This window comes from Rhodococcus sp. BUPNP1, from assembly GCF_002215235.1.
GTDB lineage: Bacteria > Actinomycetota > Actinomycetes > Mycobacteriales > Mycobacteriaceae > Rhodococcus.
Window position 1 is genome coordinate 1 of sequence record NZ_NERM01000011.1, and the last position, 19,722, is coordinate 19,722.

A 19,722-nucleotide genomic window follows, 5' to 3' on the forward strand; every position below is an offset into this window, starting at 1 on the left:
GGCGGGCTCGGGTCAGGGGCGAGCCGTGCCCGGGGCCGTTCGCGTGCGTGTGAGAAGCACGCCGAGAGCGATCATGCCCAGGCCGAGGACGAAGTGCAGCCAGTCGTCCGCGGTGTTCAAGGGCACGAAGTTGGCGCTGCTGTCCTTGTCGATGATCAGACCGTAGATCCACAGCACCAGGTAGATCGCACCGCCGATGATGAGGAAACTGCGGGCCATGGCTGCATCCCGGGCTGCAGCGAGTCCCAGGACACCGAAGAGCAGGTGCACGATGTTGTGGAGGATGGAGACCTGGAAGATCCCCAACAGCAGAGCCTCGGAATGGTGGCCTGCACCCGAGAGCTGGTCGTAGTCCGACGTGACACCCGGGATGAAACCGAGGATGCCCACCAGGAGGAAGACCGCGCCCACCACGAGCGCCGCGGTCTGCACCGGCGTTGCCGTCATCGAGCCGCGGCCGGGGCTTGGTGTTCGAGATGTCATCTTTCGCGTCCTCTCACCGAACGTCCGTTTGGGTTGAGTGGTCCGAATTACACCCACCGGTTAGCCCTGGCGAAACGAACCCAAACGTCGGTTTTCTGTGGTCGGGACGGGATCGAGAACGGGGGTCGGAAACGGTGCGGCACTCCGCTCCCCCTGGCCGGACGGAGACGACCATCTCCGGACACGACGAAGGCCCGCGGGATCAACCCACGGGCCTTCGAGTCTGCGAGGCTCAGGCCTGGCTGCTGCCGAACGCATCGCCGGCCGCATCAGCGGAACCGGTGAAGAAGTTCAGCACGTCGAACAGGTCGGCGAGGTTACCGAAGAGGTCGACAAGGAACTCGAGTGCAGGCACGGGCTTCTCCCATCAATGGAACAACAACGAAGTTGTGACGACGCGCGTCGACACGCGATCCAATTGTTACCTGCATTCCACGTCCGCGCAGCACTTAGATTTGTAATCCGGGCCACAAAATGTCCCTACCAGCACAAACGTCGAAATATTCGAGAAAATCGGTCAGAAATGTCGTAATCGCTCGGAAATACCCGCGTCGGACAATCCGGTCCATTCGGATGATAATCCGGGGATTACAAGATCGCTTTGTGACCATACCTCCACCCGGATGGTGGAACTTCCACCCCCGTCCGTTCGTCCTATCCTGTGAATGCATCCGTCAGCCCGACCCGACCCAGAGGGAGTCATGAAACGCCCCAAGCGAAAACCTCGAAGACCCGTCCCGCCCAGATGTGACGCTCTGCTCGTCACCCGAGCCCGGTCCCCGAAGTGCTGACCGCCCTCGGAATCGCGGCCGGCATTCTTGTCGTTCTCGCCATCACTGCACTGACCGGCTACTTCGTCGCGCAGGAATTCGCGTACATGGCCGTCGACCGCTCCCGCCTGAAGGCCCGCGCCGAAGGCGGTGACTCGGCTGCGGCCCGCGCACTGGCGGTCACCCGCCGCACCTCGTTCATGCTCTCGGGCGCTCAGCTCGGCATCACCGTCACCGGCCTGCTCGTCGGTTACGTCGCGGAACCGCTGATCGGTAGCGGCCTCGGCGAACTGCTGGGCGGTGTGGGCATCCCCACCGCCGTGGGTGTCGCCGTCGGCACCGTGCTGGCCGTGCTCTTCTCGACGGTGGTCCAGATGGTCTTCGGTGAGCTGGTACCGAAGAACCTCGCCATCGCCCGTCCCGAACCGGTCGCACGCCGTCTCGCCCTGTCGACGAGCGCCTATCTCGCCGTCTTCGGATGGCTGATCAAACTGTTCGACGCGTCGTCGAATCTCCTGCTGCGCGCGCTGCGCATCGAGCCGGTGCACGACGTCGAGCACTCCGCGACACCGCGCGACCTCGAACACATCGTGGCCGCGTCCCGCGAGACCGGCGAACTTCCGCCGGAGCTGTCCACCCTCCTCGACCGGATCCTCGAGTTCCCGACCCGGACCGCCGAACACGCGATGATCCCGCGGTCGCGGGTCGACGTCGTCGAGCTGGACGAGCCGGTCGCCACGATTCTCGACAAGATGAGCGAGGGGCACACCCGCTACCCCGTGGTGGGCACCTCGTCCGACGATCTGCGCGGGGTCGTGCACCTGCACGACCTCCTCGGCCTCGACACCCCGACGGGCACGGCCGCGACGGTCTGCCGACCGCCCGTGATCGTGCCGGCCACGCTGGCACTACCGGAAGTTCTCACCGAACTGGCACGGGCCGACGACGAGATGGCACTGGTGATCGACGAGTACGGCGGTTTCGCCGGCGTCGTCACGCTCGAGGACATCGCGGAGGAACTGGTCGGCGAGATCGCCGACGAGCACGATCCCGCGATGGCCGTCGAGGTCATCCGTCCCGAGGGCGACGGCTGGATCGTCCGCGGCGACGCACACATCGACGAGGTGGCCCGCACCCTCGACCACGAACTGCCCGAGGGCGACTACGAGACGCTCGCCGGTCTGGTCATCACCGAGTTCGGCGGCCTGCCCGAGGTGGGCGACACCGTCCGGATCACGCTGGATCCGGAGCCCGCCGAACTGCTGAACGAGGACGGCCCGATCCACAGGACCCTGGTCGCCGAGGTACGCGACATCGACAAGCACGTGCCGTCGTCCGTGCGCGTGACCGTTCTGACGGACGAGGTGACCGGCAATGAGTAACCCTGTGGTCGTCGCGGTGGTGACGATCGGCCTGATCGCCGCCAGCGCGTTCTTCGTCGCGGTCGAGTTCGCGCTCATCGCGGCGCGACGACACCGGCTCGAGGACGCAGCGCCGTCGAGCCGGTCGGCGCGCGCCGCCCTGCGCAGCGCGTCCGAACTGTCGGTGCTGCTCGCAGGATCCCAGCTCGGTATCACGGTGTGCACGCTCGCACTCGGTGCGACGACGAAACCCGCAGTGCACCACTGGCTCACGCCCTTGTTCGAGAACTGGGGCGCGCCGCTGTGGCTCGCGGATGTCGCCGGCTTCGTCCTTGCGCTGATCATCGTGACGTTCCTGCACCTCGTCGTCGGCGAGATGGCACCGAAGTCGTGGGCGATCGCCCACCCGGAGAAGTCCGCCACGATGCTGGCGCTGCCGATGCGGGCGTTCATGTGGGTGACCCGGCCGTTGCTCGTCCGGTTGAACCACATGGCGAACTGGTGCCTGCGGAAGGTCGGCGTGGATCCCGTGGATCAGGTCGCCGAAGGTCAGGATCCCGATGCACTCCGCCATCTGGTCGAGCACTCGGCCACCGTCGGCACGCTCGACGAGCGCTATCACGGGCACCTGAGCAGCGCGCTGGAGCTCGAGACGCTCACGCTCGGCGAGATCGTCACGCCGCAGGCGGAGCCGAGCAGTGTGAAGCCGACCTCGACGGCCGACGAGATCCGTGAGACGGCTCATCGCACGGGGCATCTCCGGTTGCTCGTACGCGCCAACGGGCACGTGGACGGTGTCGTGCACGTGCGTGACAGTCTCCAGGCCGCACCCGGAACCACGGCGGCCGAACTGATGCGCCCCGCGCTGACGATCGACGCCGCGACGCCGGTCTACGAGGCGCTCACGACGATGCGGGAGACCAGGAACCATCTGGTCACCGTCACCGAGAACGGACGGATCGTCGGGTTGATCACCCTGTCGGACGTCCTGGCCCGGTTGCTGCCGATGAGCGGCGCCGCGAACTGACCCACGACGGCGACAGGCCCGTCCCGGATCTCCGGGGCGGGCCTGTCGCCGTTTCCGGTCCGCCGGACCGGTCGGGAGTGGCGGTGTTCAGGAATGTCCGAGTGCGGCGTGCATCTCCCAGACGATGACCTCGGCGCCGGTCGCCGTGGTGAGCGCTCGACCGCCACCTCCGGCGATCCGCACCGCGTCTCCTTCGGCGAGAGGTCCGGCTCCCTCGAGTGCGGCTTCGCCCCGGGCGACGAAGAGGTGCACGAAGGGTGCGTCCGGCAGCGTCACGGGGCGATCCGGACGCATCCGCGCGACGTGCATGGCGGCATATCTGTTGCGGATGCGGATGGCGGAATGGTCGGCGTAGGCGTCGATTCCGGATGCGACCGGCACGAGACCGCCGGAGAGCAGTTCGTCGTCGATCTCGAGTTGTTCGTATCCCGGCTCGATCCCGGCTTCGTCCGGCAGCACCCACATCTGCACGAACCGCACCGGTTCGTCGTGCTCGGCGGCATACGACGCGGTGGCGCCGGGATGACGCCACGAGTCGTTCTTCTCGGAGTGGAGGATGCCGGAGCCCGCGCTCATGCGCTGCGCGAGACCCGGGTAGATCACCCCGGAGTGTCCCGTCGAGTCCTGGTGCACGAGCGATCCGCGGAGCACCCAGGTGACGATTTCCATGTCGCGGTGCGGGTGGGTGTCGAAACCGCTTCCCGGACGGACGATGTCGTCGTTGTTGACCATCAGCATCCCGAAATGCGTGTTGTCGGGATCGTAGTGGTGGCCGAACGAGAAGGAGTGCCTCGAGTCGAGCCAGTCGATCTTCGTGTGGAGGCGGTCGTCCGCGCGGCGGACGTCGAGAATCGGTGCGGTGCTCATGCGGGGTCCTGTGTCGGGCAGTTCGGATCTGCGGTGGGCGGATTGCGGCGGGGGCGGATACGTGCCTGGGGCAGGGGTGGCGCCGGGAGACGCTCGACCCTGCCGGTGTAGCCGGAGACGCTGCCGAACCGATCGGAGCCGCGTTCCCAGGCGTTCCGGTAGGCGACGATCTCGTCGTGGTCGCGCCCGACGAAGTTCCACCACATCACGATCTCCTCGCCGAAGGGTGTTCCACCGAGGAGGACGATACGTGCGGGTTCGTCGGTGGTGTTGGTCAGTTCGAGAGCCGGCACGCCGGTTCCGGTGTAGCCGAGCGCGGCACGGGTGAGCACGGTGCCGAACAGTGCGACCGTACCGGTGTCGACGAGCACCCCGTGTTCGAACGACGGGTCGACGTCGAGGGTGATACTCGCTGCGGGGTCCAGGACGATCTCCGCGCCGAGCAGCGGGGTGTACGTCGTCACGGGCGACTCCTGGCCGGCGAGCGAACCGAGGAAGACCTTGACGTCGGCGCCGGGCACCCGGACGACCGGCGGCACGTGGTGCTGGAAGTCGCGGGGCGCATCGCGATGCGCGTCGGGCAGGGCCACCCACAGCTGGACACCGTGCAGCGTCGTGGTCGCGGCGGTGGAGACCTCGGAGTGGCAGATCCCGTGGCCTCCGGTCATGAGGTTCAACTCCCCCGGCCGGACCATCGCGTGCACGCCGTGACTGTCGCGGTGTTCGATCTCCCCGGTGAACAGCCACGACACCGTCTGGAGCCCGGTGTGGGGGTGCGGTGCGACGTCCATGCCGCCGGTGCGGGAGACGTCGTCGGGACCGTAGTGGTCGACGAAGCACCACGCACCGATCAGCGAACGTTGCCGTTGCGGGAGCGTGCGGCGGACGGGCATGGCCCGGGGGCCGCCGAGCGGGACCTCACGCGAGGTGATGATCTCCACGCGGGGGCGGAGCGGGTCGCGAATCGGGAGGTCCTCCGTCCGGCAGTGGATCTCCTCGGGACGGGTGTCGGTGTTGCTCATGCCGCTCGACTCCTCTCGGTGGTCCGTCGGTCGACGCTTCCAGTGTGTCACATTTGATTGCGCAGTCAACTAACACGGGTACACTGGAGGTCATGGGAGAAGCGAAGTGGCTCGGCGACGACGAACAGCGCCTGTGGCGCGCCTATCTCGATGCGACGCGTCTGCTGTTCCAGAATCTCGACAAGCAGCTGCTGCGGGACTCCGACATCTCCTTCGCCGACTTCGAGATCCTGGTCCTGCTGTCCGAGGCACCCGACCGCCGGATGCGCATGCGCGACCTCGCCGACGCGAGCACCACGACCCGCAGCGGCATCACCCGCGCCGTTTCCCGCATGGAGAATGCGGGGTGGGTGCGGCGCGTGGAGTGCGAATCCGACCGACGTGGCGCGTGGGCCGAATTGACGGACGTCGGCTACGCGAGACTCGCCGAGGCGGGTCCGGGCCACGTCGAGGCGGTCCGCGAGAACATGTTCGACCTGCTCTCACTCGACGACGTCACCTCCATGGCCGAGGCCTTCACCCGCATGCGCGATCGAATGATCGACGGTAGACGGTAGGCCGTCCACCCCGGGACGAACGCCTCCCGCACCTCCGGAGCGGGACGCCGGCCCGGTCACGGATATGTTGACCGGGTCACAGTCACCATCTCGAAGGCGGTACCTCCCATGCGGTACGACCCGCGACGCACCTCGCTCGACCTGTATCCGTTGCAGCGCACGATCACTCCCCTCTTCGGCGACACCGACGCGCTCGGGCACATCAACAACGTCTCGATCGCCCGCTACTTCGAACAGGCACGCGTCCTCGTCATGGAGGCCGTGTCGTCGACCCTGGGCGGCACCCACCCCTTCGAGCGTGCGGTACTCGCGAAGATCGAGATCAACTTCCTGGCCGAGGTGTTCTATCCGCACGACATCGTCATCGCCACCGGTGTCCATCACATCGGGACGTCGTCGGTCGTGATCGGCTCGGCCCTGTTCCAGCACGGCAGGTGCGTCGCGCTCGCCGATTCGGTGGACGTCGGCACCGCCGCCGAAGGCGGCTCACGGCCGGTCCCCGAAGCCTCGCGTGCGGCGTTCGAGAAGTTCCGGCTCGCATACGACGACTGACACGCCGCCCGCGAACCGCCTCAGAACAGGGTGAGCGCCGCCTCCGGTTCGGGGGCGCGTTCGTCGGTGCGCAGCGCCCCCTTCTCCTCGCGCCGAGCGGACGCCCGGGCCCCGAGGCGGTGACGGTCGAGCAGGGGCGCGACCCGCTCGTCCAACCACTGCGAGTACTCGGGAGCGACGTAGGCGCCCCGGCCGTAGAGGCGGCGATAGCGGCGCATGAGGGCAGGATGCTCCTGGGCGAGCCACGACAGGAACCACCCGCGGGTCGATCCGCGCAGGTGCAGCGGTATCACCGTGACCCCCGACGCGCCGGCTGCGGCGAGGGAGTCGAACAGCGTGTCGAGGTGCTGCCGCGAGTCGGTGAGGAAGGGCAGCACCGGAGCGACCATGACATGGCACGACAACCCGGCCTCGACGATCGCCTTCACGAGATCGAGACGGGCCTTCGGTGACGGCGTGCCCGGCTCGATGTGCGCGGCGAGCTCGGGATCGCCGATCGGGAGCGACACCGCGACCGACACGTCGACCTGACCGGCCGCCAGCGACAGCAGCGGGAGATCCCGGCGCAGCAGCGTGCCCTTCGTGAGAATGGAGAAGGGGGTGCCGGATTCGGCGAAGGCCCGGATGACTCCGGGCATCAGCCGGTAGCGCCCCTCCGCACGTTGGTAGGGATCGGTGTTGGTGCCGAGCGCCACGTGTTCCCGGGTCCAGGATCGTCGCGCGAGTTCGCGGCGCAGGACGGCGGCGACGTTGGTCTTGACGACCAGCTGCGAGTCGAAGTCGTGCCCGGCGTCGAGATCGAGGTACTCGTGCGTGGGCCGGGCGAAGCAGTACCGGCACGCGTGTGTGCAGCCGCGGAAGGTGTTGACGGTGTACCGGAACGGCAACCGGGAGGCCTCCGGCGTCCTGTTCAGCGCGCTCTTGCACAGCACCTCGTGGAAGGTGACGCCCTCGAACTCCGGCGTGCGGACACTACGGACGAGGCCGGCCCGTTCGAGACCCGGCAGAGCTCCGTCGTCCGCATCCACAGCCTGACCCGCCCACCGCATGCCCTCCAGTCGAACATGTGTGCTATTCGCTGTCAACAGATCGTTCGACATCGTGTTCGATCGGACGGAGCGCACTCGCTGTGCAACGAATACATCGGCATTCCCGCCGCTTCATCCACAGCCGGCCGAGGGCCCGGTGGCTCGCCCGGTTCGCTCGAGTTACAGTGCTCGCCACACTGATCTTCGATGGGGGGGTTCGATGAGCGGTCTGTTTCCCGGTGCCGGAATCCGGGTGGTGCCCGACGGAATTCGAGCGTTCGGGACCACGAATCTTCGTGCGGCCGAGCAGGTGGCGCAGGCGGGGACGTTCGATCTGCAGGCCAACATCTCCGCGCTGAGCCCGGCCATGGGACTCATCGGCGGAGAGTTCCTCGCAGTGTTCGCGGCGGCCCAGTCCGAGCACAGCCGCGCCGTCGCGCAACTGTCGTGGGCCTACGCGTCCAACGGCATCGCGGCACACGAGGCGGCCACCGGCTACGAAACGACCGACACCGGAACGGCTTCGGCGCTGGCCGATGCTGCGGGAGGACTGTGATGCAGGGATCGGTCGTCGACACCGCAACACCCGCCGCCTCACCGACCGTTCTCGACGCTCTCCGCGCGTCTCCGATCGGACCGGTCCTCGACGCACCGCTTCCGGTACTGCCGGAACCCGTGCTCCCCGAGCCGGGTCTGCCCGTCCTCGAGGCGAATTCGATCGTCGAACTGCTCGAATCGATCCCGGTACCGGTGCTACCCGATCTCGAGACGATCGTGCGGCCGCTCACCGACCTCTGCTCGATGTTCGGGACCGGCATCCTCGACTCACTCGACCCCTCGGCGATCCTGCAGCAGGGGTCGCGTCTGCTCGAGACCGCCACGATGCTCGGCCGCAGTGCGCTGCACGCACTTCCGGAGTCGTGGGAGGGGGTGACGGCCGACGAGGCCGCAGGGCACGGGGTGCGCGCACAACAGTCCGCCCTCGAACTGGCCGACCGCGGCGACCGGATCGGCGACGTCACCCGCGCCGCCACGGCGACCGTCGAACGCGGCAACATCGAATTGACCGGCATCGCACAGTCGTTCGTGGCCACGGCGATGGCGGCCGCGCCCGCTCTCGCGACGCCGCCGGGCCAGGCCGCCCTGTTGGCGTCCGCCGTGCAGCATCTCCAGGCGGCACTGGCCGTCGTCGCGCGCACCCGGGGCGAGCTGACGATCCATACCGCCGCGATGACGGCGCTGACCACACCGATTCCCGTGCCCGCGCCGGTCGCCGTGGCCGGGGTCCACGAGATGCGCACGGTCGCCACTGCCGCAACCGATGTCGCGTCGAGTGTCGCAGCGCCGTTCACGGCCGCCGCGCACGCCCCGACCATTCCCACCGCCCACGCGGCGACCGTGCCCACCGCACACGCGGCGGTTCCGACCGTCGGCGCGGCGGTCGCGGGATCGGCCGGAACGATGTCGGCCGGAGTGGCCGCCGGTCACGGCACCGCAGGGGCCGCGTTCGGAACTGCAGGTGCGCCTGCCGCCGCTCCGATTCCGACCGCGCCCGGTACGGGTGGGGGTTCGCCGACCACGAGCGGCTCGACCGCGATGGGAAGGGCACCCTCGACCGGCGGGATGGTCCCCGCGGGCTCGGCCCGCGGATCCGACGACGAGGAGCACCGCTCCCCCACCCGTCTGCTGAGTGCCGCCGCGGAGGGCACCGAGGTCGTCGGCGAACTGCCGTTGGTCGTTCCCGCGGTAATCGGTTCGTACGACGACCGGTGAGCGTCACTCGCCGATCGACGGGCCGTCAGTCCACGAGCGAGGCGACCTCGTGGTCGGTCAGCGTCGTCTGCGGCACCCGGCCGGCGCCGCGCGCGAGTTCGATCGCCCGGTAGAGCGGGCGTTCGCCGAGCGCGGCGTCGCGGGCCTCGGCCCGCAATTGTTCGACGAGCACCGACGAGATCGCCGCCGCCGGTGCGATCTCGCTGGTGGCGAGCGCATCCGCGAGCTTTCGCAGGGCCAGTACGTCGAGTTCGCGGCCGCCGCCGTTCGCGTACAGGGCGAGCGGGACCGACACGAGGTTGTGCTCGCCGTCGTTGACGCGCACGACGGCCTGCGATACCCCGCCCACCCGAACGATCAGTTCGACCCCGGCGAGTCGCGCGAGATCGACACTGCGCGACCGGAACGCCCCCGACAGGGTGACGACGGTGCCGCGCAGCAGCAGGTGCCGACGCGTGGCCAGGAACGCACCGACGGCCGGCGGCACGGCGAAGACGCCCCCGACGAGCAGCGCTACCCAGCCGGGCGCGACGATCCAGACGAGGAAGCCGAGGACGACGCCGACGGCGAGTGCGAGCAGCGCGATCCTGCGGGCGCGTGGCCGGAGCAGTTTGGACGGGATCAGATCGAGCGGGACGGCGGCACCGTCCCGGTCGTCATGCGCCGGCAACGACCTCACCCACACGGGCGACGACGTCCGTGAGTGCAACGCTGTGCTGCTCGCCGGTGCGCAGATCCTTGACGACGATCTCGCCCGCCTCGAGTTCGCGGTCGCCGAGCACGAGCGCGACGACGGCGCCGGACTTGTCGGCCGCCTTCATGGCGCCCTTGAGGCCGCGCCCACCGTAGGCGAGGTCGACGCGGACACCCGCAGCGCGCAGCCTGTGTGCGATGGGCACGAGCGCGGCCTTGGCGGCATCGCCCATCGGCACCCCGTACACCTCGCACCGCGCGGGGCTACCGGCGGTCTTGCCCTCGGCGGCGAGCGCGAGAACCGTGCGGTCTACGCCGATTCCGAAACCGATGCCCGAGAGGGGCTGGCCGCCGAGCTGTTCCATGAGCCCGTCGTAGCGGCCTCCACCACCGATGCCGGACTGGGCGCCGAGCCCGTCGTGGACGAACTCGAAGGTGGTCTTCGTGTAGTAGTCGAGGCCGCGCACCATGCGCGGATTGACGACGTACGGGACACCGATCGCGTCGAGGTGGGCGAGCACCTCGTCGAAGTGCGCGCGAGCGGTGTCCGAGAGGTGGTCGAGCATCAGCGGTGCGTCGGCGGTCATCTCGCGGACCTCCGGGCGCTTGTCGTCGAGCACCCGAAGCGGGTTGATCTCGGCGCGGCGGCGCGTCTCCTCGTCGAGCGGGAGCGCGAAGAGGAACTGCTGCAGCTTCTCCCGGTACTGCGGGCGGCAGGTCTCGTCGCCGAGGGACGTGATCTCGAGGCGGAAGCCGTCGAGTCCGAGCGACCGGAATCCTGCGTCGGCGACCGCGATGACCTCGGCGTCGAGCGCGGGATCGTCGATGCCGATCGCCTCGACGCCGACCTGCTGCAGCTGACGGTAGCGGCCCGCCTGGGGACGCTCGTAGCGGAAGAACGGTCCGGAATAGGACAGCTTCACGGGGAGCTGACCGCGATCGAGACCGTGCTCGATCACCGCGCGCATCACACCTGCGGTGCCCTCGGGACGCAGCGTGACCGAGCGTTCACCGCGATCCGCGAAGGTGTACATCTCCTTGGTGACGACGTCGGTGGACTCGCCGACGCCGCGAGCGAACAGGCCGGTGTCCTCGAAGATGGGCAGCTCGACGTGCCCGTACCCCGCCAGGCGTGCGGCACGGGTCAGACCGTCCCGTACCGCCACGAACTCCGCCGACTGCGGGGGAACGTAATCGGGCACACCCTTCGGCGCCGAAAACGTGGAGGCCTTGCTCACTGGTACTGCCTTCTCTCGGGATTCTCTCGGTTGGTCACCGGACGGATCGCGGTGTTCGTGCGTCGGTATCGATGCGCCGGCGTTCGTGCGTCGGTGTTCGTGCCGTCAGCGGGATTCTGCCAGGCCGGTGAGGAAGGGGTTCGACACCCGCTCCTGGCCGATCGTGCTCGCCCCACCGTGTCCGGGGAGGATGTTGGTGCCGTCGTCGAGCACGAGCAGCTTGCGCGCGATCGAGTCGAGCAGTTGCGCGTGGTCGCCGCCGGGCAGGTCGGTGCGGCCGATCGATCCCTGGAACAGGGTGTCGCCGGTCAGGGCGACGTTCAGGACGGCCCCGTCGGGCGTGGTGGTGCGGGTGCGCAGGACGACCGAGCCGCGGGTGTGTCCGGGCGTGTGGTCGACGACGAACCCGATTCCGGCGTGTTCGATCTCGTCCCCGTCGGCGAACTCCACGACCTGCTGCGGTTCGACGAACTCGACGCCGTCGAGGAAGGGCGCAAGGCTCGACCCCATGCCCTGCAGCGGATCGGTGAGCATCATCCGGTCGTCCGGGTGGATGTAGACCGGGATCCCGTACCGGTCGGCCACCGGCTGCGCCGACCACATGTGGTCGAGGTGACCGTGCGTGAGCAGCACCGCCCGGGGCGTGAGATCGGATCCGGTGAGGAACTCCACGAGCGGCTCGGCGGCGTCCTGGCCGGGATCGACGACGACGCACTCCTTCGCGTTGTCCTGCGCGAGGATGTAGCAGTTGGTCTGGAACATCCCTGCAGGGAATCCGGTCACGAGCACGAGCATCGCTCCTACGGGTGGAAGCCTTCGAGGTCTCCTACAGACTATGCGTTGCGCCCTGCCCGCGGGTTGCCGGTCCCGGGTGGCAGACTCGGGTCTGCTTCGAAGTCGGTTGGACCACATCGATCGTTCACGGGAGGACTACTGCAGTGCCGAGCAACGCACAACGGCGCCAGGCCGCGAAACGCAAACTCGAACGGCAGCTCGAGCGTCGAGCCGAACGCGAGCGCAAGCGGCGCCGCATGACGATCGCGCTGTCCGCGCTCGCAGTGATCGTGGTCGTCGGTGCGGGTGTTGCTCTGTGGGCGGTCGACCGGGGCGACGACACGGCCACCGAGGCGGCGTCGAACGACACCTCGGGTTCGGAAATGGAGTACGCCGCGCTCCCCGAGGGCCGGTCCGAGCCGTTGCCCGAGACGGTGAACTGCTCCTACCCCGCGGACGGCCGCGAACCGTCGAAGCCGGCGGAGCCGCCGCGCACCGAGGGCATCCGCACCACCGGCGAGGGCAACACGGACATCAGCGTCAGCGTGGAGACGAGCCAGGGGAACATCGGCCTGATCCTGCACAACGACGATTCGCCGTGCACCGTCAACAGCTTCCTGTCGCTCGCCTCGCAGAACTTCTTCGACGAGACGGCCTGCCATCGGCTCACCACCTCGCCGTCCCTGCAGGTCCTGCAGTGCGGCGACCCGTCGGGTAGCGGGTCGGGCGGGCCGGGTTACCAGTTCGCGAACGAGTTCCCGACCGACCAGTTCGCCGCCGACGATCCCGCGGCGCAGGAACCGATGACCTATCCGCGCGGCACGCTCGCGATGGCCAACGCCGGCCCGGACACCAACGGCAGCCAGTTCTTCCTGGTGTACGGCGATTCGGTGCTGCCGCCGCAGTACACCGTCTTCGGCACGATCGACGAGACCGGTCTCACGACCCTCGACAAGATCGCCGCGGCCGGTGTCGCAGGCGGAGCCGCCGACGGTGCCCCCGCGCTGGAGACCACCCTCACGTCGGTCAGGATGGACTGATGATCCGATTGCGCACCACCCTCGCCGCCGGCGCCGGGCTGGCACTCCTGCTCACGGGATGCTCCGACGACACGTCCACCGACAGCGCCGCGACCTCCTCGGCACCCGCGTCCGTCGCCGACCGGGAGTCCCCCGCCTACACGGGCGAACTGCCGGAGCGGCCCGCCGGTGGCGATTCCGTCTCGTGCACCTACAACGCCTCGGGTGACGCCGCGCGCGACGTGACCGCCCCGTCCGCGGACGACGTCTCCGCCTCCGGCACCACCGCCGCGCAGATCACCACCAGCGTCGGAGTGATCGGCGTGGAACTCGACCGGGCCGCGGCACCGTGCACGGTCAACAGTTTCGTGTCCCTCGCGGAGCAGGGCTACTTCGACGACACGCCCTGCCACCGGCTGGTGACCTCGCCGGGTCTGCAGGTGCTGCAGTGCGGCGATCCGACGGGCACCGGCACGGGCGGGCCGGGTTACGGCTTCGACACCGAGTACCCGGAGAACGTGTACGCGCCCGGCGACGCCCAGCTGCGGCAGCCGGTGATCTACCCGCGCGGTACGGTCGCGATGGCCAACACCGGCCGGCCCGGCAGCAACGGCAGCCAGTTCTTCCTGGTCTACGAGGATTCGCAGCTTCCCCCCACCTACACGGTCTTCGGGACGGTCGACGAGGCCGGACTCGCCGTGATCGAGGAGGTCGCGGCAGAGGGCGACGACGGATCGATGGCGGCCGGCGGCGGTGCCCCCAACCGCGCGGTGCAGATCGAGTCGGTGACCGTCGGGTCCTGACACCCGCTCGCACGCACAACGCATGAACGTCCCGCCCCGGATTTCGGGGTGGGACGTCGGCGTCTTCAGGACTCCGGAGGCGTGGATGCCGCCGTCCGGTACGAGATCCGCTGGACCACACCACCTCACGGGGTGATCTCGGGGGTGATTGTTCACCGATCCGCACTCGGCACCTATCGGTTCGTGCAGGGTTCCGATAGCGTCCCGATTCTGTGATTCACACCACTGAGCGGCCGTTCGCGTCCCGGCTCCGCACCGTTGTTCCGCTCTGTCTCGTCGCCGTCGCAGCGTTGCTCGGCGGCTGTGCGCAGGACGCCGGTTCCGCGACCACGAAGGTCACCGAGGTCGCCCAGCCACGGTCCGCTCCCCCACGCGATCTGTCCATCTACCGCGGGCTCCCCGAGGTCCCGGCCCAACCGGCACCGACGGTGACATGCGAGTACGTCGACAGGGGTGGCGCTCGTCCCCCGTCCATCGTATCGACCGTGGGCATCGTCGACCTGACGCTCGAGACGTCGATCGGCGCGATCCCGCTCGTGCTCGACCGGGCCCAGGCGCCGTGCACGGTCAACAGCTTCGTCGATCTCGCGCGTCGCGGGTTCTACGACGGCACCTCCTGTCACCGTCTCGCAACCGATCCGGGCGGTGAGCTCTACCAGTGCGGCGACCCCACAGGGACGGGATCCGGCGGTCCCGGTTACACCTTCGCGGACGAGTACCCGGTACCGCAGTTCGATGCGGAGGCGGCGACGTCCTATCTCCCGCCGGCGGTGCTGTATCCGCGCGGCACGGTCGCGATGGCCAACGCCGGAGTGGAGAACAGCAACGGCAGCCAGTTCTTCCTGCTGCTCGGAGATTCGCTGTTGCGCCCGGACTTCACGGCCTTCGGCCGCATCGCCGATGCCGGGATGCCGGTGCTCGACGCGGCCGCCGCGAACGGACACGACGGCTCCAGCCCGCTCGGGGGTGGCGTACCCGCGACGCCCGTCGTGATCAGAACCGTACGGTGACGGACCGATGTGAACGGGGCGATCAGGCTGCCGAGGTCACCCGGTAGACGTCGTAGACGCCCTCGACGTTGCGGACGACGTTGAGCACGTGTCCGAGATGCTTCGGATCGCCCATCTCGAAGGTGAACCGGCTCACCGCGACCCGGTCGCCCGTCGTCGTCACCGAGGCCGACAGGATGTTGACCTTCTCGTCGGCGAGCGCCTTCGTGACGTCCGACAGCAGGCGGTGCCGATCGAGGGCCTCGATCTGGATCGCGACGAGGAAGACCGACGACGGCGAGGGCGCCCACTGCACCTCGATGATGCGCTCCGACTGCTCCCGCAGCGACCCGGCGTTGGTGCAGTCGGTGCGGTGCACGCTAACCGCTCCGGTGCGGGTCACGAAGCCCATGATCTCGTCGCCGGGGACGGGCGTGCAGCACTTGGCGAGCTTCGAGACCGTGCCCGGTGCGCCCGGCACGAGGACACCGGAGTCGCCGCTGTGCCGCGAGCGAGTGGGGATGGTCGACGGGGTCGACCGCTCGGCCAGCTCCTCCTCGACACCGCCGACCCCGCCGAGCAGCGCGACCAGCCGTTGCACGACGTGGTGCGCCGAGACGTGGTGCTCACCGACCGCGGTGTACAGCGCCGAGACGTCGGCGTAGCGCAGTTCCTTGGCGACCGCGACCATCAGGTCGGCGTTCATCAGGCGCTGCAGCGGCAGACCGACGCGACGGACCTCCTTCGCGATGGCGTCCTTGCCGGATTCGAGGGCCTCCTCGCGACGCTCCTTGGCGAACCATTGCCGGATCTTCGCCTTGGCGCGGGGTGAGACGACGAACGACTGCCAGTCGCGGCTCGGACCGGCGTTGGGGTCCTTGGAGGTGAAGACCTCCACGACCTCGCCGTTCTCGAGCTTGCGTTCGAGGGCGACGAGGCGGCCGTTGACGCGGGCTCCGATGCAGCGGTGCCCGACCTCGGTGTGCACGGCGTACGCGAAGTCCACGGGCGTCGAGCCGGAGGGCAGGGTGATCACGTCGCCCTTGGGCGTGAAGACGAAGATCTCCTTGACCGCCAGGTCGTAGCGGAGCGATTCGAGGAACTCCCCCGGGTCTGCCGCTTCCCGCTGCCAGTCGAGGAGCTGCCGCATCCAGGCCATGTCGTCGAGCTCGGCGACATCACCCGAGTGGCGTCCCTTGGTCTCCTTGTACCGCCAGTGCGCGGCGATGCCGAACTCGGCGGTGCGGTGCATCTCGTGTGTGCGGATCTGCACCTCGAGCGGCTTGCCCTCGGGACCGATGACGGTGGTGTGCAGCGACTGGTAGACGCCGTAGCGGGGCTGGGCGATGTAGTCCTTGAACCGTCCCGCCATGGGCTGCCACAGCGAGTGCACGACACCGACGGCCGCGTAGCAGTCGCGGATCTCGTTGCACAGGATGCGCACGCCGACCAGGTCGTGGATGTCGTCGAAGTCGCGGCCCTTGACGATCATCTTCTGGTAGATCGACCAGTAGTGCTTGGGCCGGCCCTCGACGACCGCGTCGATCCGCGACGCCGCGAGTGTCCGCCCGATCTCGTCGCGGACGGTGGCCAGATAGGTATCGCGCGACGGCGCGCGGGTCGCGACGAGCCGGACGATCTCCTCGTACTTCTTCGGATGGAGGATCGCGAAGGCGAGGTCCTCGAGCTCCCACTTGACCGTCGCCATCCCGAGGCGGTGGGCCAGCGGGGCGATGACCTCGAGGGTCTCGCGTGCCTTGCGGGCCTGCTTCTCGGGAGGCAGGAAGCGCATGGTCCGCATGTTGTGCAGGCGGTCGGCGACCTTGATGACGAGCACCCGGGGGTCGCGCGCCATCGCGATGATCATCTTGCGGATGGTCTCGCCCTCGGCGGCCGAGCCGAGCACGACCTTGTCGAGTTTGGTGACGCCGTCGACGAGATGCGCGACCTCTTCACCGAACTCGGCGGTGAGCTGCTCGAGCGTGTACCCGGTGTCCTCGACGGTGTCGTGGAGCAGTGCCGCGACGAGGGTCGTGGTGTCCATGCCGAGTTCGGCGAGGATCGTGGCGACCGCCAGCGGGTGGGTGATGTACGGATCGCCGGACTTGCGCTTCTGGCTGGCGTGCCGTTCCTCGGCGACGTCGTACGCGCGCTGCAGCTGCGAGAGGTCGGCCTTCGGATACAGCTCGCGGTGGATGGTGACCAGCGGCTCGAGGACCGGCTTGAGGCTCGTGCCCCGCTGACCGGTGATACGTCGCGCCAGGCGGGCGCGTACCCGCCTCGACGCGGAGGTCGATGCCGGTGTGGGGGTCGGGTTCTGACCGGAATTGTGGGACCGATCGAGATTCTGGGTCATGCCTCCACCTCCCGTCGCGGCTGCGAACCCGGTTCGTCACCGATGCGCATGTCCGGACCGTACGGGCCCGGCGGGTTCACCGGCACCTGTGGCAACTCTATCTCTCAGATCCGCACGAGAGACGTGAGCGGGTACTTCTGCAGCCGCGCCCGACCACCGAGGGCTTCGATCTCGGTGACGACGGTGATCCCGACGACCTCGGCGCCGACGCGTTCGAGCAGTTCGACGGTCGCGGCGAGGGTTCCGCCGGTCGCGAGGACGTCGTCGACGACGAGCACCTTGCGGCCCTGGAGGGCCATCCAGTCGCCCGGGATCTCGATCGCGGCGGTGCCGTATTCGAGGCTGTATTCACAGGTCTGGACGGGCGGCGGGAGTTTGCCCGCCTTGCGGACGGCGAGCACACCCACCCCGAGGGTGCGGGCGATGCCGCCGCCGAGGAGGAAGCCGCGCGCATCGATACCGGCGACGAGTTCGGCGTCGGGCGCCGCGGAGGCCAGCGCCGCGATCACGGCCGAGAAGGACGGTCCGTCGGCGAAGACGGGCGTCAGGTCGGCGAAACGGACACCCGCGGTCGGGAAATCGTCGACCCATCGGGTGTGTTCGGCGACGGCCACGGCAGCTTCCTCGACGAGCCGCGGGTCGCCGATCCGTTGAGCGTTCATCCTCCGAGTATCCACCGGTCCATGTTCCAGCCCGCACCCGCGGTCGTCGGGTTGGGCACCCCGGCATGCATTCCCGCCGCGAACCCGATCGTGCGGGGCTGCGCGAACAGGGGCAGGGTGGGGACGTCGCCCCACAGGATGCGTTCGGCCTCGGTCGCGAGTCCCGCGATGGCCGCGTTGTCCTTCGCCACGAGCAGGCCCTCGAGCAGTTCGTCGACGCGGCCGATCGAATAACCGCCGACGTTGCTGCCGGCCCCGGAGTGCAGTGCGTCGCGGGCGTGCTCCATGTCGGCGGCGCCACCGGCACCGGCGGCCGTGGCCGTCCCGACGAGGATCGCGTCGACCTCCCCCGCCGTCAGCTGCGACGGCCTGAAGGTGTCGGAGCCGGCGTCGACGATCTCGATGCCCGCCTCGCGGCAGGACTCGCCGATCAGCTCGACGGTGCGCGCGCGGCGCTCGTCCGGTCCGAGATAGCCGATGCGGACCTGCATGCGGTCCTGACCGGAGGCCTCACGTTCGGAACGCGCGGCGTCGATGTCGACCTCGGCGTAGCGTTCGGCGGTCGGCACGGTCTGCGGGTACAACGGCGAGTCGGGCGCCAGGAGCCGCGAGGTGATCGGGCCCGTGACGCCGTTCGACTCGTCGGACGCGCCGAGTTCGTCGAACAGCTGTGTGCGAGGCGTGCACAGGGCGACGGCGCGGCGCGCCGCCGGGTCCTGGAAGACACCGCTCGTAGCGAACACCAGTTGTTCGAGGTTGCGTGAGACGACGGTGGAGACGTCGGCGCCGTCGCCGAGGTTGCTGTGGCCGACGGATCCCTCGGCCACGTCGACGACGTGGATGCGGCCGTCCTCCGCGGCCGCGGACGTGTCGGTGCCGCGCGGCCAGACGACGATGCGGTCGGTGCCCGGGGCGTTCCCCCACCACCGCTCGTTCGCGACGAGCGTCAGGCCGTCCTCGGCGGTGTACGACTCGATGCGGTACGGGCCCGCGGACGGGAACAGCGCCGGATCGATCTCACCCGGGGTTAGGCTCCAGCCGGTGTTCCAGAACTCCGCGATGCGCCGGACGGCTTCGGCGTCGTTCGCCGTGATCGCTCCGACCAGGTCGGACACACCCGACCGTCCTGCCGCCACGTGGGCCGGCATCAGCTCGGTGGCCCCGAACAGCGCCTTCCAGTTCGTGTCCTCGCGGCCGGGCCGGAAGACGACGGTGGCCTCCTTCGAGCCGGGCTGACAGTCGACCCGGTCGATGTCGGCGTAACCACCACGATGGGCGGCGTCGAACAGCGGGACCTGCTCGCCGGACTCGTCGGGAGCGGTGAAGCGTCCGCTCGACGCGGCCCAGGCCAGGACGAGGTCGTCACAGGACATGGGCACACCGTCGGAGTAGACCGCATTTGGCGACAGGCGGTACTGCACGGTGAGCCCCTCACCGGGCACGACCGAGGCAGTGCCGATGTCGGTGTCCGCGATCACCCGGCCCGACGGACCGACGTAGCCGAAGCCCGGCAGCACCCGGGCGAACGCCTGGCGCGCGCCCGAGGCCGCACCGTCGACGGTGTTCGCGTTGTAGGTCGTCACCGTGTTGTCGATCGCGTACCCGATCGAGTGCACCGGTTCCTCGTCCGTGCCGCACGCGACGGTGGAGAACGCGAGTGTCGAGGCCACCGCCGCGCACGCGAGGAGCGTGCCGCGGCGCCTCGGCGACCGCCTCGTCGTCGGGTCGTTCCGCTCGCTCACCGCCAT

At 69.0% G+C, this 19,722-nt stretch carries 20 protein-coding genes; 9 read left to right on the plus strand and 11 right to left on the minus strand.

All coding sequences use genetic code 11. The features are described 5' to 3' along the window. Positions 1 to 12: 12 nt before the first annotated feature. Both B9C99_RS12895 and B9C99_RS26280 read right to left on the minus strand, forming a co-directional pair. Positions 13 to 447, minus strand: coding sequence for a DUF4383 domain-containing protein (locus B9C99_RS12895; protein WP_016691629.1), 435 nt, complete (start codon positions 445 to 447; stop codon positions 13 to 15). A 268-nt stretch (positions 448 to 715) separates the two neighbouring features. Next, a complete protein-coding gene (locus B9C99_RS26280) occupies positions 716 to 838 on the minus strand; it encodes a hypothetical protein (RefSeq protein ID WP_016691628.1) in 123 nt (40 codons plus the stop codon). A gap of 429 nt (positions 839 to 1,267) precedes the next feature. Between B9C99_RS26280 and B9C99_RS12900 the strand changes: the two genes are divergently transcribed. Then, a complete protein-coding gene (locus B9C99_RS12900) occupies positions 1,268 to 2,635 on the plus strand; it encodes a hemolysin family protein (RefSeq protein WP_088898151.1) in 1,368 nt (455 codons plus the stop codon). Further along, positions 2,628 to 3,641, plus strand: a complete 1,014-nt coding sequence (locus tag B9C99_RS12905) for a hemolysin family protein (RefSeq protein WP_172414943.1) — start codon at positions 2,628 to 2,630, stop codon at positions 3,639 to 3,641. The genes B9C99_RS12900 and B9C99_RS12905 overlap by 8 nt, the downstream gene beginning before the upstream one ends. Before the next feature lie 87 nt (positions 3,642 to 3,728). Here the strand turns inward: B9C99_RS12905 and B9C99_RS12910 are convergent, their stop codons facing one another. Continuing rightward, a complete protein-coding gene (locus B9C99_RS12910) occupies positions 3,729 to 4,508 on the minus strand; it encodes a pirin-like bicupin family protein (protein ID WP_088898153.1) in 780 nt (259 codons plus the stop codon). Further along, a complete protein-coding gene (locus B9C99_RS12915; protein WP_088898154.1) occupies positions 4,505 to 5,530 on the minus strand; it encodes a pirin family protein in 1,026 nt (341 codons plus the stop codon). Before B9C99_RS12915 ends, B9C99_RS12910 begins: the two co-directional genes overlap by 4 nt. Positions 5,531 to 5,622: 92 nt before the next feature. Here B9C99_RS12915 and B9C99_RS12920 point away from each other — a divergent pair, with 92 nt between their 5' ends. Both B9C99_RS12920 and B9C99_RS12925 read left to right on the plus strand, forming a co-directional pair. Then, positions 5,623 to 6,087 (plus strand): MarR family transcriptional regulator, encoded by a 465-nt coding sequence (locus B9C99_RS12920; RefSeq protein ID WP_088898155.1) that lies wholly within the window; start codon positions 5,623 to 5,625, stop codon positions 6,085 to 6,087. A gap of 108 nt (positions 6,088 to 6,195) precedes the next feature. Then, entirely contained in the window at positions 6,196 to 6,639 is a 444-nt protein-coding gene (locus B9C99_RS12925) for a thioesterase family protein (protein WP_088898156.1), read from the plus strand. A 20-nt stretch (positions 6,640 to 6,659) separates the two neighbouring features. On the opposite strand, the gene B9C99_RS12930 is transcribed toward B9C99_RS12925, so the two are convergent. After that, positions 6,660 to 7,688: an Rv2578c family radical SAM protein gene (locus B9C99_RS12930; protein ID WP_088898157.1), complete on the minus strand. Its 1,029-nt coding sequence runs from the start codon at positions 7,686 to 7,688 to the stop codon at positions 6,660 to 6,662. A gap of 199 nt (positions 7,689 to 7,887) precedes the next feature. On the opposite strand from B9C99_RS12930, the gene B9C99_RS12935 reads away from it, so the two are divergent. Next, positions 7,888 to 8,223 carry a type VII secretion target gene (locus tag B9C99_RS12935; protein WP_088898158.1) on the plus strand — a complete coding sequence of 112 codons (336 nt, stop codon included), beginning with the start codon at positions 7,888 to 7,890 and terminating at the stop codon, positions 8,221 to 8,223. After that, entirely contained in the window at positions 8,223 to 9,440 is a 1,218-nt protein-coding gene (locus B9C99_RS12940) for a hypothetical protein (RefSeq protein WP_088898244.1), read from the plus strand. The genes B9C99_RS12935 and B9C99_RS12940 overlap by 1 nt, the downstream gene beginning before the upstream one ends. A 25-nt stretch (positions 9,441 to 9,465) precedes the next feature. Here the strand turns inward: B9C99_RS12940 and B9C99_RS12945 are convergent, their stop codons facing one another. The 3 genes from B9C99_RS12945 to B9C99_RS12955 all read right to left on the minus strand — a co-directional run bounded on the left by B9C99_RS12945 (position 9,466) and on the right by B9C99_RS12955 (position 12,160). Next, positions 9,466 to 10,110 carry a hypothetical protein gene (locus B9C99_RS12945; protein WP_172414944.1) on the minus strand — a complete coding sequence of 215 codons (645 nt, stop codon included), beginning with the start codon at positions 10,108 to 10,110 and terminating at the stop codon, positions 9,466 to 9,468. After that, complete coding sequence (gene hisS, locus B9C99_RS12950; protein ID WP_088898160.1) at positions 10,097 to 11,371, minus strand: histidine--tRNA ligase; 1,275 nt, start codon at positions 11,369 to 11,371, stop codon at positions 10,097 to 10,099. The genes B9C99_RS12945 and hisS overlap by 14 nt, the downstream gene beginning before the upstream one ends. A 105-nt stretch (positions 11,372 to 11,476) precedes the next feature. Beyond that, complete coding sequence (locus B9C99_RS12955) at positions 11,477 to 12,160, minus strand: MBL fold metallo-hydrolase (RefSeq protein ID WP_186455154.1); 684 nt, start codon at positions 12,158 to 12,160, stop codon at positions 11,477 to 11,479. Positions 12,161 to 12,309: 149 nt separating this feature from the next. Here B9C99_RS12955 and B9C99_RS12960 point away from each other — a divergent pair, with 149 nt between their 5' ends. From B9C99_RS12960 to B9C99_RS12970, 3 genes are all read left to right on the plus strand, one after another. Further along, on the plus strand, positions 12,310 to 13,185 hold the full coding sequence (locus tag B9C99_RS12960) for a peptidylprolyl isomerase (RefSeq protein WP_088898162.1): 876 nt from the start codon (positions 12,310 to 12,312) through the stop codon (positions 13,183 to 13,185). Continuing rightward, complete coding sequence (locus B9C99_RS12965) at positions 13,185 to 13,967, plus strand: peptidylprolyl isomerase (RefSeq protein WP_088898163.1); 783 nt, start codon at positions 13,185 to 13,187, stop codon at positions 13,965 to 13,967. The genes B9C99_RS12960 and B9C99_RS12965 overlap by 1 nt, the downstream gene beginning before the upstream one ends. Before the next feature lie 212 nt (positions 13,968 to 14,179). Next, positions 14,180 to 14,977: a peptidylprolyl isomerase gene (locus B9C99_RS12970; protein WP_088898164.1), complete on the plus strand. Its 798-nt coding sequence runs from the start codon at positions 14,180 to 14,182 to the stop codon at positions 14,975 to 14,977. A gap of 22 nt (positions 14,978 to 14,999) precedes the next feature. Here B9C99_RS12970 and B9C99_RS12975 read toward each other — a convergent pair whose 3' ends face one another. The 3 genes from B9C99_RS12975 to B9C99_RS12985 form a co-directional block, all read right to left on the minus strand. Continuing rightward, positions 15,000 to 17,312 (minus strand): bifunctional (p)ppGpp synthetase/guanosine-3',5'-bis(diphosphate) 3'-pyrophosphohydrolase, encoded by a 2,313-nt coding sequence (locus B9C99_RS12975; protein WP_016694930.1) that lies wholly within the window; start codon positions 17,310 to 17,312, stop codon positions 15,000 to 15,002. 104 nt (positions 17,313 to 17,416) lie between these two features. Beyond that, on the minus strand, positions 17,417 to 17,974 hold the full coding sequence (locus B9C99_RS12980; protein ID WP_016694929.1) for an adenine phosphoribosyltransferase: 558 nt from the start codon (positions 17,972 to 17,974) through the stop codon (positions 17,417 to 17,419). Beyond that, on the minus strand, positions 17,971 to 19,722 hold the full coding sequence (locus tag B9C99_RS12985) for an ABC transporter substrate-binding protein (RefSeq protein WP_088898165.1): 1,752 nt from the start codon (positions 19,720 to 19,722) through the stop codon (positions 17,971 to 17,973). Before B9C99_RS12985 ends, B9C99_RS12980 begins: the two co-directional genes overlap by 4 nt.

Excerpts from the sequence above, each read along its gene's own strand:
- B9C99_RS12910 (WP_088898153.1), bottom strand. The coding sequence starts at position 4,508 with ATGAGCACCGCACCGATTCTCGACGTCCGCCGCGCGGACGACCGCCTC.
- B9C99_RS12920 (WP_088898155.1), top strand. The coding sequence starts at position 5,623 with ATGGGAGAAGCGAAGTGGCTCGGCGACGACGAACAGCGCCTGTGGCGC.
- B9C99_RS12985 (WP_088898165.1), bottom strand. The coding sequence starts at position 19,722 with ATGGCGGTGAGCGAGCGGAACGACCCGACGACGAGGCGGTCGCCGAGG.
- B9C99_RS12940 (WP_088898244.1), top strand. The coding sequence starts at position 8,223 with ATGCAGGGATCGGTCGTCGACACCGCAACACCCGCCGCCTCACCGACC.
- B9C99_RS12980 (WP_016694929.1), bottom strand. The coding sequence starts at position 17,974 with ATGAACGCTCAACGGATCGGCGACCCGCGGCTCGTCGAGGAAGCTGCC.
- B9C99_RS12965 (WP_088898163.1), top strand. The coding sequence starts at position 13,185 with ATGATCCGATTGCGCACCACCCTCGCCGCCGGCGCCGGGCTGGCACTC.
- B9C99_RS12935 (WP_088898158.1), top strand. The coding sequence starts at position 7,888 with ATGAGCGGTCTGTTTCCCGGTGCCGGAATCCGGGTGGTGCCCGACGGA.
- B9C99_RS12915 (WP_088898154.1), bottom strand. The coding sequence starts at position 5,530 with ATGAGCAACACCGACACCCGTCCCGAGGAGATCCACTGCCGGACGGAG.
- B9C99_RS12905 (WP_172414943.1), top strand. The coding sequence starts at position 2,628 with ATGAGTAACCCTGTGGTCGTCGCGGTGGTGACGATCGGCCTGATCGCC.
- B9C99_RS12975 (WP_016694930.1), bottom strand. The coding sequence starts at position 17,312 with ATGACCCAGAATCTCGATCGGTCCCACAATTCCGGTCAGAACCCGACC.
- B9C99_RS12930 (WP_088898157.1), bottom strand. The coding sequence starts at position 7,688 with ATGCGGTGGGCGGGTCAGGCTGTGGATGCGGACGACGGAGCTCTGCCG.
- B9C99_RS12895 (WP_016691629.1), bottom strand. The coding sequence starts at position 447 with ATGACGGCAACGCCGGTGCAGACCGCGGCGCTCGTGGTGGGCGCGGTC.
- B9C99_RS12925 (WP_088898156.1), top strand. The coding sequence starts at position 6,196 with ATGCGGTACGACCCGCGACGCACCTCGCTCGACCTGTATCCGTTGCAG.